The organism is Gordonia sp. 11cp (assembly GCF_057767225.1).
In genome coordinates this window covers 3,067,567-3,080,086 of record NZ_CM173437.1, presented here as the reverse complement: position 1 = coordinate 3,080,086, position 12,520 = coordinate 3,067,567, and the positions used below count along the sequence as shown (strand labels likewise).

Here is a 12,520-nt window from a genome sequence, read left to right as displayed (position 1 = left end):
CTACGTTCACCACAGGAGCGCGAGCTGTGAGCAGCCCCGCTGTGGTCGAAGCAGCGCTTCCGTGCTGACGTGACCGCGAGCCGACGCCGCCACCGTCGTCGGGTTTGCAGGGACCGAACCCGGGGTGGCGGGGGCCACTCCCTAGAATTGCCGACATGAGCGAAGCCGCCACCGCACCGATCACCCTGCCCGCCGACCTGCTGCCGTCGGACGGCCGCTTCGGTTGCGGACCGTCGAAGGTGCGCCCCGAGCAGTTGCAGTCCCTCGTCGACACCGGCGCGTCGGTGTTCGGCACGAGTCATCGGCAGGCTCCGGTGAAGAACGTCGTCGGCTCGATCCGCGAGGGCCTGTCCGATCTGTTCTCCCTGCCCGATGGCTACGAGGTCGTGATCTCCAACGGCGGCACCACCGCGTTCTGGGATGCCGCGGCGTTCGGCCTGATCAAGCAGCGGTCGCTGCACCTCACCTACGGCGAGTTCTCGTCGAAGTTCGCGACCGTCGCCAAGAAGGCGCCGTTCCTGGACAACCCCGCGGTCATCTCCACCGACCCGGGCACCGCGCCCGATCCGTCCGCGCTGACCGCCGACGACTTCGGCGGCGTCGACCTCATCGGCTGGGCACACAACGAGACCTCGACGGGCGTCGCGGTCCCCGTCGTCCGGCCCGCCGGTTCGGATGACGCGCTCATCGCCATCGACGCCACCTCGGGTGCGGGCGGTCTGCCCGTGGACATCGCCGACGCCGACGTCTACTACTTCGCCCCGCAGAAGTGCTTCGCCTCCGACGGCGGCCTGTGGGTCGCGCTCATGAGCCCGCGTGCGCTCGCCCGGGTCGCGGAGATCGCCGAGACCGACCGCTGGTGCCCGGAGTTCCTGTCGTTGCCGACCGCGGTCGACAACAGCAGCAAGAACCAGACCTACAACACCCCGGCCGTCGGGTCGCTGCTGCTGTTCGCGAACCAGATCGAGTGGATGAACGGCAACGGCGGCCTGGACTGGTGTGTCTCGCGCACCGCCGATTCCAGCTCGCGCCTCTACCAGTGGGCGGAGGCCAGCCAGTTCGCGACGCCGTTCGTCGGCGAGGCGGCCAACCGCAGCCAGGTCGTCGGCACGATCGACTTCACCGACGACGTCGACGCCGCGTCGGTGGCCAAGATCCTTCGCGCACACGGCGTCGTCGACACCGAGCCGTACCGCAAGCTGGGCCGGAACCAGCTGCGCATCGGCATGTTCCCGGCCATCGAGCCCGAGGACGTCAGCAAGCTCACCGAGTGCATCGACTACATCGTCGAGCGCCTCTGATCACCTCGTCGACCCACGCCGCCGGCGCGCCGCACAGATCGTTGCGGCGCGCCGGCGGTGGTTCACGAACCGGTAGCCTGGTTCACACAGACCACATCCGACGCATCGACCGCTGGCGTCGCTTGAGCCCCACGCGTGCTGAACTGCGGTTTTGCCGCGTGTCCCACAGTGAACCGGCAGATCGGTGAGTTAATGTGACCCCAATGCGTGCACCCACCGGAGGAGGAGCAGATGCGTGAGCTCCGCGTCGTCGGAGTGGAAACCGACGGCTCCCATGTGATCTGCCAAGACCCGCAATCGGGTGAGAAATTCCGGATCGCCTCCGACGAACGCCTCCGCGCCGCGGCCCGCGGCGACATCTCACGACTGGGACAGATCGAGATCGAGATGGAGAGTGCATTGCGGCCACGCGAGATCCAGGCACGAATCCGAGCAGGCGCAACCGTCGCCGAGGTCGCGGCCGCAGCAGGGGTGGGTGTCGAGAAGATCGAACGCTTCGCCCACCCGGTCCTCCTCGAACGCAGCCGCGCGACCGAGCTCGCCGGTGCTGCCCACCCCGTCCGCCACGACGGTCCCGCCGTCGCGACGCTCGTCGAGTCGGTCGCCGAGGGCCTCCACGCCTACGGCCAGAATCCGAACGACGCCGACTGGGACGCGTGGAAGGGCGACGACGGTTACTGGGTGGTGCAGGTGGCCTGGAGTGTCGGACGCACCGACAACCTGGCCCACTGGCGCTACCAGCCCGGTTCGCACGGCGGCAGCGTCGACCCGCTCGACGACCTCGCCGACGAACTCACCCATCCCGAGACCATCGCCCCGCGCCGTCGCCTGACCCCCGTGGCGACCCCCGAGGTCGCCGTCGAGACGACCCCGGACGGGCGCGAAGAGGTCACCATCGACGCGAACTCGATCATCGGCGCGCAGCGCGCCCGCCACGACCGGCGGACCACTGCCGAGGACGACGGCACCGTGCCCTTCGACTTCGGATTCGACGACGAGCAGTCCGCCGAGCCGGGCGAGGCCGCAGCCGGCCCGGACACACCCACGACCGAGCCGGCCGCCGACGCCCAGGGCACCGACTCCGACGAGGCGCCGTCCGCCCCGGCGTCGGGTCCCGAGCGTCCGCGTCGGAAGAAGACACGCAAACCGGCAGTCCCGGCGTGGGAGGATGTCCTGCTCGGCGTGCGCAGCAACGGGAACAGCTGAGTGTCCTCGGCACGCGCGGCCACGGTCTGGTTCGTCGACTCCGACGATCCGGCCGCGATCCTCCGCACCGGTCCGGCCAACGACTCCCAGCACGCCCACCAGCTGGCCACCGCCATCTTCGGCGACAGCGTGCTCGTCCCCCTCGTCGACACCGATCTCGCGGCGGCCGCCGCGGCCCGCGACACCCATGTCTACGCCGGCTTCTACGGCCCCCTGGCCGTCGTGTCCTGCTCGCTGTTCGAGACGACCACACCGTCGACGCTGACCCGCGCGCTCGCACGGATGCGCCCCAGCGCGACGACGACCCTGCTCTACACCGAACCCGACGCCTCGCTCGGGGTGTTCGCCCGGTGGGAGTCGGGGACTCTTCGGCGTTCCTTCGCGGCCGACCCGGTGACGATCCACGAGGATCACGGCCTGCCGTTCACGTTCGAGAAACCGTTCTGGGGCGGCGAACACCCGCTGAGCCACGCCAACGGCGTCCCCACCGCGCCGATGTCGCTGCCGTTCCACCCCGGGCACCTCGCCGAGGAGTCGAACCGCGCGTGGCTCGGATTCCGCTACACCCACCCGCTCGCGGAGTCGGACCTCGACCCGGCGCTGATCACCGTCACCTGCTTCGCGCTGCACCCGGCCGAGTACGAACCGACCGCCGCCGACTACGAGAACTACCGCGCGGCAACGGCTTCGCGTACTCAGCAGCGGACGGCGCCGCCGGAGCAGCCCACCCGTAAACGCGGCCGCATCCGCGAATACTTCGGGTTCTGAAGGTCAGGGTCGCCCCAGCGCCAGCAAGGCGATCGAGGACGCGACGCCGGCGAGGAAGCCGAGCAGCAGTCCCCACACGACCCAGCGCCACACGGGCCGCGCCCGGAACTCCCACAGGGTCCACCCGAGGCCGCCCGCGACGACCAGAACCGCGGCGATACCGAGGAAAGGCAGTATCCCCCCGATGAGCTGATAGACCCCGACCAGGACGAACGCGGCGAACAACGCGCACGAAGCACCGACGATGATCCCCAGGACCCATGGCGTGGGCTCGCCGTTCTCCGACTCGACGGTCATTCCCCCATCGTGCCCGACCGTGCGCGCTCGTAGAACGCAACGGCCGCCGCGGTCGCCACGTTCAGCGAGTCGGTGCCCCGGCTCATCGGGATGCGGGCCTTCACATCGGTCGCCGCCATCGCCGAAGCCGTCAGGCCGGGACCCTCGGCGCCGACCAGGAAGCCGACCTTCTCGGCGGTGACCGCCTCGGCGAGGGTCACCGCATCGGGGTCGGGAGTCATCGAGACCAATTGGAAGTCCTGGTTCCGCAACAGGTCCAGGCCGCGTGGCCAGTCGTCGAACCGCGCGAACGGCACGAGCAGCGCGTGGCCCATCGACACCCGCACGCAGCGGCGGTACAGCGGATCGGCGCAACCCTGCCCGAACAGCACCGCGTCGACGCCCAGTCCGGCGGCGTTGCGGAAGATCGAGCCGATGTTCTCGTGGTCGTTGACACCTTCGAGGATCGCGACGGTCCGGGCGTCGTTGAGGATGTCGGGCACCGTGAGCACCGACGGTCGACGGGACACCGCGAGCACGCCGCGGTTGAGGTGGAAACCGACGACCTCGGCCATGACCTCGGCGGTGGCACGGTAGAAGGGCACACCGGCCAGCGACGGGTCCCGGAGATCGGCGTCGAGTTCGTCGAGTCTCTTGGCCACCCCGAGGAATGCGTGGGTCTCGAACCGCGAGGCGATCATCCGCTGGGCGACGAGCACGCCTTCGGCGATGACGAGACCGCGGCCCGGGCGTCCACCGGGCAGGACCGGCAGGTCGGGGCGGCGGTCGACGGAGTTGAGATCGCGGAAGTCGTCGACGCGGGGGTCCTCCGGGTCGTCGATGTCGATCACGTTCACTGCGAGCCCGGGCACCGCAACAGTCTGCCACCCGGACGAACCCGACAGCGCCCGGGTATGAAACTGTGGAAGGCGTGACCAGCGCTTCGACTCCGATGTCACGTCTGTCCCTGAAACGCGCCACCGACGCCGACTGGGCCGACATCATCACCACTGACGCCCGCGCGTTCGCCATGCGCAACCCGTTGCCCGACGACGAGGTCGCCGATCTGCGCGGCAAGGTCGCCGACGACGACGTCGTGCTGGTGCGCGACACCGGCCTGGACACCCAGCCCCTCGTCGGGGTCGCGATGTTCTACCGGATGTCGATGTCGCTGCCCGGCGGTGGTGTGTCCGACGCGGCCGGCCTGTCGTGGGTCTCGGTGGCGTCGACCCACCGGCGCCGCGGCATCCTTCGTCGCATGCTCACCGAACTCGTCGAGCAGTGGGAGTCGGAGAAGTACACCTTCGCGATTCTCACCGCGAGTGAGGGCACCATCTACGAGCGGTTCGGCTTCGGCCCGGCGTGTTTCGCGAACTCGGTGTCGCTGACCCCGGGAGCGGCGATACGGGCCGCCCAGCCCGACGACGCCACCGTCCGCTACGCCGACGCCGACGCGGTGGCCGCGGCGATCCCCGATCTGCACGCACGCTGGACCCTCACGACGCCGGGCGCCCTCACCCGCACACCCGCATGGTGGAATCCGATCCTGGCCGACCGCGCGTCGGAGCGGCCGCTGTCGGCGAGCGGATTGCACTATCTGCTGCACGCCGACGGCTATGCGAGCTACCGCATCTACAAGGACGAGACCGGCGCGGTGCGCGGCGAGGTCAACGAGGTGTTCGCGGTGACCGACGACGCGCACACCGACCTGTGGCGTGTGCTGATCAACCTCGACCTCATCCCGTCGATCACCGCGTCGATCCCGGTCGACGACCCGCTGCCGCAGAAGCTCGTCAATCCGCGGTCGGTGTCGGTGACCGGCACCGCCGACACGATGTGGCTGCGCATCCTCGACGTCCCGGCCGCACTCGGCGGCCGCCACTACGCGGCCGACCTGGATGCCGTGATCGAGGTGACCGACGAATTCCGCGGGCACGGAGGCGTTTTCGACATCTCGGTGCGCGAGGGCGGAGCGATCGTCGCGCCGGCCAAGACGGGTGCGGTGCCCACGGTCCGGCTGGACATCTCGGTGCTCTCGAGCATCTACCTGGGCGGGATCCGACCGTCGGCCTTCGCGGCCGCGGGACGCCTGCACGTCGACTCCCCGGCGACGCTGCGCGCCCTGGACCACGCGTTCATGACCGACCGCGCACCCTTCTCCGGCACGTTCTTCTGACCCTTCGTGGCTCGTCGCTATCGCTCCTCGCACCTCAGGGAGCAGTGGAGACCCCTCAGGGCACGCTCCGGGACTCCTCAGGGAGCAGTGGTGAGTCCTCAGGGGCGGGCCACGGCTCACATCGCGCGTGAGCGCCTACCTTCTGCTCCCTGAGGTGCGAGCGAAGCGAGCCTCGAAGGGCGGCCTCACAACACGCCTCACCAGGCCCTTCGTGGCTCGTCGCTATCGCTCCTCGCACCTCAGGGGGCAGTGGGTGCGGGGACGGCTCACATCGCGCGTGAGCGCGGGACGTCGGTGTCGGCCTGCCCGAGGATCTTCTCGAAGATGTGCACAGCCCCGCGCAGAATCTCCCGCTCTTCGAGGGACAGCTCCGCCAGCCGGTCGCTCAACCACGCCTTGCGGGCGGCGAGTTCGTCGATCACGACGTCGGCGCCCTCGGACGACAGCGTCACGATGGCCTGACGGCCGTCGGTCGGATGGGGTTCCCGTCTGATCATCCCCAGATCCGACAGCGAGGCGATGACCCTGGTCATCGACGGTGGCCGGACCCGCTCGGCCGCGGCGAGTGCGCCCGGGGTCATCGGTCCCTCGTGATGGAGCGTGTTGAGGGCGGACAGCTGGGTCAGTGACACCAGCTTGTTCTCGCGGCGGCCCCGGAGGCGGCGCGCGAGGCGGATGACCGCGAGCGACAGATCGCCGGACAGGCTTCCGTCACCATCTGGTGAATTCATCCACCCAGGGTAGGCCAGCCGAGCAGGCCGAAGACCTACGCAATGCGAAATTGAGTCGGGTGGACGACAGGAAACCCGACATACCGGAAGTGCGCGGCGTCGTCGCGTCAGCCGATGAGGTCCGAGATCGGTCCGCGGGCGAAGTAGGCCACGAAGATCGCGGCGACGAACCAGAGCAACGGGTGCACGGTGCGCGCCTTGCCCGCCGCGGTCGCCATCACGACCCAGCTGATGAAGCCGATGCCGATGCCGTTCGCGATCGAGTAGGTGAACGGCATCGTGACCACGGTCAGGAAAGCCGGCAGCGCGTAGTCGAACCGCTTGAAGTCGACGGTCGTGAGCTGGCCGATCATCATGGCGCCGACGACCACCAGCGCGGGGGCGACCGCCTCGAGCGGGATCACCTCGTAGAGCGGTGTCAGGAACATCGCCACCAGGAACAGCACACCGGTCACGACATTCGCGAGGCCCGTGCGCGCACCTTCGGCGATGCCGGAGGCGGACTCGACGAACACGGTGTTCGACGACGCCGACGCGGCACCGCCGGCGATGGCACCGGTTCCCTCGACCACCAGCGCGCGGCCGATCCCGGGCAGGTTCCCCTTCTCGTCGGCCAGTCCGGCCTCCTTGCCGAGGCCGGTCATCGTGCCCATGGCGTCGAAGAAGTTGGACAGCACCAGCGCGAAGACCAGTACCGATGCCGCAAGAACACCGATACGGGTGAACGCGCCGAACAGGTCGACGTCGCCGACGAGGCTGAGATCGGGCAGACCGCCGAGGGCGCTGGGGATGTCGGGCACGCTCAGACCCCAGCCCGACGGGTTCTCGACGCTCGACCCGTAGTCGAAGATCTGCTCCAGCACGATCGAGAGCACGGTCGTGAGGGCGATGCCGATCAGCAGACCACCCGGGACCCGGCGCACCACCAGAACGCCCATGAGCAGCACCCCGACCGCGAAGATCAGGGTGGGGACCGTGGAGATCGAGTTGTCGATGCCCAACTGCACCGGCACCGTGGTCCCGGCGGCGTCGGGGATGCGTTTGACGAAGCCCGCGTCGACGAAGCCGATGAAGGCGATGAACAAGCCGATTCCGGCCGCGATCGCGGCCTTCAGTTCGGCGGGCACCGCGTTGAACACCGCGGTGCGGAATCCGGTCACGGCCAGCAGCACGATGATGATGCCGTCGACGACCACCAGACCCATCGCCTCGGGCCAGGTCACCTGCGGGGCGATCGACACCGCCAGCAGACTGTTGATGCCGAGCCCCGCCGCGATCGCGAACGGATAGTTGGCGACGAGGCCGAACAGGATCGACATCACACCCGCGACGAGTGCGGTGACCGCGGCGACCTGCGCCAGCGGCAGGACGTTGCCCAGGACGTCGGTGTTCTTGTCCCCGCCCGGGATACCGCCGATGATGATGGGGTTGAGCACCACGATGTAGGCCATCGTGAAGAAGGTGACGAGACCGCCGCGGAACTCACGGTTGATCGTCGATCCCCGTTCGGAGATCTTGAAGAACCGGTCGAGCGGGCCGCTCGCGACCGGACTGTCCGGCCCGGGGGAGGTCGCCGGGAAGTCGGGTTGGCTGTGCGAGTGGCTCGAGGTGTCCGCATCACCGGGAGTGTCAGAGGACCTCAGATCGCGAGACTCACTGGGCTCATCGTGTGGCACGTTCCGAAAGCTACCCTGTTGTCCATGTCCGCGACACCTGAGATCCCCGATCTACCGCGCGCGCTGCGCGCCCCGGAGCCGGTGATCGTGGTCGGGATGATCGCGTGGGCCGTGGCGACGCTCGTCGTGGCGATCTCCGATCTGGGCGGCGACCACGCTCTCGAGATCTGTCTCACCGGTCTGGCCGTCGGACTGCTCGGGACCACCATCGTGCTCGTCCAGCGCGCCGGTGTCCGACGCGGAGACCGCGGGGCCCAGGAGGGGCTGGACTAGTTGCGCCCGCGTGCGTGCCGTGAGCCCCACGCATCAGTGAGCCCGCGTCGGTGAGCGTTTCGTCTTCTGTTCACCTGACGTTCCATTCGCAGTACAGCGGTCTCGTAATTCCCCGATACCTTGACGAGTTCGAATACCGGAGTTCTCGCAATCGGCGCGAACCAGCTCCGCGTATTTCGAAAGGTCACCAATGCGTCGCTACACCCTTCCGGCGGCAACCATCTTCGGCATCACCCTGCTCGCACTCACCGGCTGTCAGGCATCGAGCGACGACTCGAAGTCCGCGTCGGACGCTCCCATCACCATTGCCACGCTTCCCATTTCGGATGACCCGACCCAGGCGAATCCGGTCGACACCATCGTCGAACGGCTCGAGGCGGAGACCGGCCGCACCGTCGAGGTCACCGATGTGCCGGATTACCTCAGCGTCGTCGAGGCCATCCGCGCCGATCACGTCGACATCGGCATCATGTCCGGGTTCCCGTCCGCGCTCGCGGTCAACACCGGCCAGGTGGATGCGCTGCTCGCCTGGAAGGGCGATGGTGAGCCGGTCTCCACCTGCGTGGTGAAATCCGACTCGCCGGTCCGCACCGTCGAGCATCTCCGGGGCAAGACCGTGGCCTTCGCCGACCCCGCTTCCAGCTCGGGCTATTTCATGCCCGTCTACATGCTCCATCAGGCCGGGTTGGAGCAGGGCAAGGATTACAAGTCGATCTTCTCCGGCGGCCACGAGGGCAGCTTCGCCGCACTCGAGCAGGGGCAGGTCGACGCCGCGTGCACGGCGGTCACCCTGACCCGGCTCGGCGCACCCATGTTCCCGTTCGCCGACGGTGAGTGGCGTGCGGTCGGCGAGAGCCCGTCGATGGACGTCACCGGCACGGTGCTCGCGCGCCAGTCCCTCGACGACGAGACCCGCACCCTGCTCCAGGAGGCGCTCCCGAAGGTGTTCGCGGAGGAGAACGCGGAGGCGCTGGGCGCCTACAGCTCCTTCGCCGGACAGGACGTCGTCATCGCGCCCGATTCGAGCGTGTTCGCCCCCTTCGCCGAGATCGCGGCGGTTGCCGGCGTCGAGCTGGGAGATCTCCAGTGAGCACGGCCGCGCTTGCCCCGACGACCGACGGGGTCCGCAAGAGGCTTCCCCTGGTCACCGTCCGCGGTCTCCGTGTGGCGTACGACGACCGGCCTGTGCTGGATGGCGTCGACCTCGACCTGTTGCCCGGCGAGATGGTGGCACTGCTCGGCGCGTCCGGATCGGGCAAATCCACTCTGATGCGGAGTCTGACCGGTTTCGCCCCCATCTCCGGCGGGTCCGTACGGGTCGCCGGGCACGATGTCACCAACCTCGCCCGCGGCGAACTGCGCACCCTCCGTTCCGAGGTCGGACAGGTCTTCCAGCAGTTCAACCTGATCCCGCAGATGAGCGTGCTGACGAACGTGCTCACCGGCACCCTCCACGGGGCCGGCGCGATCAACCTCGTCGGCGGATTCTCCGGCGCGCACCGCAGGCGGGCGCTGGAGTTGCTCGACCGGGTGGGCATCGCCCACAAGGCGAAGGAACCCGCCCGCTCGCTCAGCGGCGGCCAGCAGCAGCGCGTGGCCATCGCGCGGGCTCTCATGCAGCAACCGAAGATCATCCTCGCCGACGAGCCGGTCGCCTCCCTCGACCCGAAGCTGGCCGGCTCCGTTCTCCGCCTCCTGCGGGAGATCGCGACGCAGGACGGAATCCCGGTGCTGGTGAGCCTGCACGTACTGCCGCTGGCCCTCGCCCACAGCTCGCGGATCGTCGGACTCCGGCACGGCGAGATGCTCGTGTCGGCACGCACCTGCGACCTCGACACCGCCGAGCTCGCGGTGCTCTACGACGAGGAAGGGGACGACGATGACGAGCTCGACTTCTGAACAGCGCACCCGCCGCGCCGCACCCGACCTCGACCCCGCCGAGCGCTCCCGCATGGAACAGGCCTTCTCGGTGCCGCGCACGCGCTTCCTCATCGGCATCCCGGTGGCGGTCCTCATCCTGATCTGGTCCGCCGGCGGCGTCGGGTTCGACTTCATCGCACTCGGCGACGGCGCGGTGAACATGGGCGAGTTCGTATCCCGGCTCTTCCCACCGGATTTCACGAAGATCGACCTCATCCTGGAACTCCTCCTGGAGACACTGCAGATGGCGATCGTCGGCACCGTGCTCGGCGCGGTGCTCTCCCTGTTCGTCGCGTTCGCCGCCGCGTCCAACATCGCGCCGAAGTGGCTGTACTACCCGGCCCGGTGGACGATGAATATCATCCGCTCGGTGCCCGACCTCATCTTCGCGCTGATGTTCGTCTCGGCCGTCGGGCTGGGACCGTTCGCGGGAATCCTCGCGATGACCCTCGGCTCGATCGGTTCGATCGGCAAGATCTACGCCGAGGCAATGGAATCGGTCAATCCGGGTCCGATCATCGCCATGCAGGCCGTCGGCGCCTCCAAGCGCCAGGTCATCCAGTACGGCGTTGTCCCGCAGGCTGCTCCGATGCTCGTCTCGTACACGCTGCTGCTGTTCGAGAGCAATGTGCGCGGCGCGACCATCCTGGGCCTCGTCGGTGCAGGCGGCATCGGTCTCGAACTCACCACCGCGATGCGGATGTACGACTACGGACACCTCAGCGCCATCATCATCTGCATCATCGTGCTGGTCACCGCAATCGACCAGGGCAGCGCACTCATCCGAAGGAGAATCACATGAGCACCACCATCGACCTCGAACCCAGCGCCCCGGTCAACCTGCGCGACCTCGGCGGCATTTCGATCGAGGGCGGAGTCCTGCGCACCGGCCTCGCGATCCGCACCGACGACCTCGCATACGTCACCGACCAGATCGCCGAACAACTCGCCGCCGACGGGCTCACCGCCATCATCGATCTGCGATCGCCCCGCGAGGTGGCGGCGACCGGACGCGGCCCGCTCGCCAGGTTTCCGGTTGCCTATCACCAGCTGCCGCTCATCGCGAACGTGGCGGATTCGATGGCGGCGAACACCCCGACGCTCGGCCACGAGGCGATGGGACAGATGTACGTGCGCATGGTCGAAGGAGCCGCACCGCACCTGGTCACCGCACTGAACGTCATCGCCCACACGCCGGGAACCACCGCGTTCCACTGCGCCGCCGGCCGTGACCGGACCGGCGTTCTCGCCGCGATGCTCCTCCTCACGCTCGGAGCGAGCGACGACGACATCGCCGCGGACTACGCCCGCACCGGCGACAACATGGTCGCGATCCTCGCCCGCATCAACCCGGTCATGGGTGCGATGTGGAAGGCGCTCGGCGTCGACCATGAGGCGCAGGACATCGCGGCACTGCTCGACGGCTCCATGGAGGTGTCGATCCGCCTTCTGCTCGCGGTGCTTCGCGAACGCCACGGCGACGCCCTCCACCCGCTGCGCGCCGCGGGGTTGAGCAACGACACGATCGGGCGACTGCGGCAACGGGCACTGGGCGAATGATGTCGGCCATCACCCACGACGCCGGGACCGCGGTGCGCCGCGGTCCCGGTCGTCCTCGCGACGATGCCCTCGACGAGCAGATCATCGAGGCGACCCTCGCCCTGATCGACGCGGAACAGGACGTGACCGTGTCCCGGATCGTCTCCCGCAGCGGGATCAGCCGGGCGGCCCTCTACCGACGATGGCCGTCGCTGACCACTCTCATCGCCGCCGCGCTCGACGTCGGACGCACTGTGCCGCCGGACATCTCCGCCGACGTCGATGACCTGCGCGAGGCCGTGCTCACCGTCATGATGGGCGATCCGGGCGCCGAGCACTCCGAGTACTCCGAAGCGCGACTCCGGCAGCGGATCCGCCTCGTGATGGCGGATCGCGCATTGCAGAAGGCCTATTGGACATCGCATGTCGCACGTCGCCGCGTCCCTGTGGAGGCCGCCCTCCGCACCGGGATCGAACGGGGTCTCCTGCGCACCGATCTGGACGTCGGAGCCTGCTTCGACGCCATCGCCGGTGCCGCGTACTACCAGATCGTGGTTCGCGGAGACCACCTGGAAGACCCGGCGACACAGGACCGATTGCGTGCTGTGTTCGATGTGGTGTGGCGAGGGATGACGGCCTGACCGCAGCCGGTCG

At 68.7% G+C, this 12,520-nt stretch carries 14 protein-coding genes; 10 read left to right on the top strand and 4 right to left on the bottom strand.

Translation table 11 applies throughout. The annotated features are described in order from the left end of the window. Nucleotides 1–155 precede the first annotated feature (155 nt). The 3 genes from serC (at nucleotide 156) to AC3B6C_RS13775 (ending at nucleotide 3,275) form a co-directional block, all read left to right on the top strand. Nucleotides 156–1,301, top strand: coding sequence for a phosphoserine transaminase (gene serC / locus AC3B6C_RS13785; RefSeq protein ID WP_055475778.1), 1,146 nt, complete (start codon nucleotides 156–158; stop codon nucleotides 1,299–1,301). 231 nt (nucleotides 1,302–1,532) lie between these two features. Continuing rightward, nucleotides 1,533–2,507: a septation protein SepH gene (sepH, locus tag AC3B6C_RS13780; protein ID WP_488373156.1), complete on the top strand. Its 975-nt coding sequence runs from the start codon at nucleotides 1,533–1,535 to the stop codon at nucleotides 2,505–2,507. Continuing rightward, entirely contained in the window at nucleotides 2,508–3,275 is a 768-nt protein-coding gene (locus tag AC3B6C_RS13775; protein ID WP_488373155.1) for a DUF6928 family protein, read from the top strand. A gap of 3 nt (nucleotides 3,276–3,278) precedes the next feature. Here the strand turns inward: AC3B6C_RS13775 and AC3B6C_RS13770 are convergent, their stop codons facing one another. Beyond that, nucleotides 3,279–3,572, bottom strand: coding sequence for a DUF2537 domain-containing protein (locus tag AC3B6C_RS13770; RefSeq protein ID WP_488373154.1), 294 nt, complete (start codon nucleotides 3,570–3,572; stop codon nucleotides 3,279–3,281). Continuing rightward, nucleotides 3,569–4,423: a TrmH family RNA methyltransferase gene (locus AC3B6C_RS13765; RefSeq protein WP_035718304.1), complete on the bottom strand. Its 855-nt coding sequence runs from the start codon at nucleotides 4,421–4,423 to the stop codon at nucleotides 3,569–3,571. The genes AC3B6C_RS13770 and AC3B6C_RS13765 overlap by 4 nt, the downstream gene beginning before the upstream one ends. Nucleotides 4,424–4,503: 80 nt before the next feature. On the opposite strand from AC3B6C_RS13765, the gene AC3B6C_RS13760 reads away from it, so the two are divergent. Further along, on the top strand, nucleotides 4,504–5,727 hold the full coding sequence (locus AC3B6C_RS13760) for a GNAT family N-acetyltransferase (protein WP_156354228.1): 1,224 nt from the start codon (nucleotides 4,504–4,506) through the stop codon (nucleotides 5,725–5,727). 266 nt (nucleotides 5,728–5,993) lie between these two features. On the opposite strand, the gene AC3B6C_RS13755 is transcribed toward AC3B6C_RS13760, so the two are convergent. Next, a complete protein-coding gene (locus AC3B6C_RS13755) occupies nucleotides 5,994–6,458 on the bottom strand; it encodes a MarR family transcriptional regulator (RefSeq protein ID WP_488373153.1) in 465 nt (154 codons plus the stop codon). Between the two features lie 107 nt (nucleotides 6,459–6,565). Continuing rightward, nucleotides 6,566–8,134, bottom strand: coding sequence for an NCS2 family permease (locus tag AC3B6C_RS13750; protein ID WP_010844308.1), 1,569 nt, complete (start codon nucleotides 8,132–8,134; stop codon nucleotides 6,566–6,568). A 24-nt stretch (nucleotides 8,135–8,158) separates the two neighbouring features. Between AC3B6C_RS13750 and AC3B6C_RS13745 the strand changes: the two genes are divergently transcribed. The 6 genes from AC3B6C_RS13745 (at nucleotide 8,159) to AC3B6C_RS13720 (ending at nucleotide 12,507) form a co-directional block, all read left to right on the top strand. After that, nucleotides 8,159–8,407, top strand: a complete 249-nt coding sequence (locus AC3B6C_RS13745) for a DUF2530 domain-containing protein (protein WP_010844309.1) — start codon at nucleotides 8,159–8,161, stop codon at nucleotides 8,405–8,407. Nucleotides 8,408–8,597: 190 nt separating this feature from the next. Then, nucleotides 8,598–9,497 (top strand): phosphate/phosphite/phosphonate ABC transporter substrate-binding protein, encoded by a 900-nt coding sequence (locus AC3B6C_RS13740; RefSeq protein WP_010844310.1) that lies wholly within the window; start codon nucleotides 8,598–8,600, stop codon nucleotides 9,495–9,497. Further along, complete coding sequence (locus AC3B6C_RS13735; RefSeq protein WP_488373152.1) at nucleotides 9,494–10,306, top strand: phosphonate ABC transporter ATP-binding protein; 813 nt, start codon at nucleotides 9,494–9,496, stop codon at nucleotides 10,304–10,306. Before AC3B6C_RS13740 ends, AC3B6C_RS13735 begins: the two co-directional genes overlap by 4 nt. Beyond that, a complete protein-coding gene (gene phnE, locus AC3B6C_RS13730) occupies nucleotides 10,287–11,129 on the top strand; it encodes a phosphonate ABC transporter, permease protein PhnE (protein WP_488373151.1) in 843 nt (280 codons plus the stop codon). Before AC3B6C_RS13735 ends, phnE begins: the two co-directional genes overlap by 20 nt. Continuing rightward, on the top strand, nucleotides 11,126–11,887 hold the full coding sequence (locus AC3B6C_RS13725; RefSeq protein ID WP_488373150.1) for a tyrosine-protein phosphatase: 762 nt from the start codon (nucleotides 11,126–11,128) through the stop codon (nucleotides 11,885–11,887). Before phnE ends, AC3B6C_RS13725 begins: the two co-directional genes overlap by 4 nt. Further along, nucleotides 11,884–12,507 (top strand): TetR/AcrR family transcriptional regulator, encoded by a 624-nt coding sequence (locus AC3B6C_RS13720; RefSeq protein ID WP_488373149.1) that lies wholly within the window; start codon nucleotides 11,884–11,886, stop codon nucleotides 12,505–12,507. The genes AC3B6C_RS13725 and AC3B6C_RS13720 overlap by 4 nt, the downstream gene beginning before the upstream one ends. Nucleotides 12,508–12,520 lie beyond the last annotated feature (13 nt).

What these genes read in the sequence shown, in the direction of transcription:
- AC3B6C_RS13745 (WP_010844309.1), top strand. Translation starts at nt 8,159, where the DNA reads ATGTCCGCGACACCTGAGATCCCCGATCTACCGCGCGCGCTGCGCGCC.
- AC3B6C_RS13740 (WP_010844310.1), top strand. Translation starts at nt 8,598, where the DNA reads ATGCGTCGCTACACCCTTCCGGCGGCAACCATCTTCGGCATCACCCTG.
- AC3B6C_RS13720 (WP_488373149.1), top strand. Translation starts at nt 11,884, where the DNA reads ATGATGTCGGCCATCACCCACGACGCCGGGACCGCGGTGCGCCGCGGT.
- AC3B6C_RS13760 (WP_156354228.1), top strand. Translation starts at nt 4,504, where the DNA reads ATGTCACGTCTGTCCCTGAAACGCGCCACCGACGCCGACTGGGCCGAC.
- sepH (WP_488373156.1), top strand. Translation starts at nt 1,533, where the DNA reads ATGCGTGAGCTCCGCGTCGTCGGAGTGGAAACCGACGGCTCCCATGTG.
- AC3B6C_RS13770 (WP_488373154.1), bottom strand. Translation starts at nt 3,572, where the DNA reads ATGACCGTCGAGTCGGAGAACGGCGAGCCCACGCCATGGGTCCTGGGG.
- AC3B6C_RS13755 (WP_488373153.1), bottom strand. Translation starts at nt 6,458, where the DNA reads ATGAATTCACCAGATGGTGACGGAAGCCTGTCCGGCGATCTGTCGCTC.
- AC3B6C_RS13725 (WP_488373150.1), top strand. Translation starts at nt 11,126, where the DNA reads ATGAGCACCACCATCGACCTCGAACCCAGCGCCCCGGTCAACCTGCGC.
- serC (WP_055475778.1), top strand. Translation starts at nt 156, where the DNA reads ATGAGCGAAGCCGCCACCGCACCGATCACCCTGCCCGCCGACCTGCTG.
- phnE (WP_488373151.1), top strand. Translation starts at nt 10,287, where the DNA reads ATGACGAGCTCGACTTCTGAACAGCGCACCCGCCGCGCCGCACCCGAC.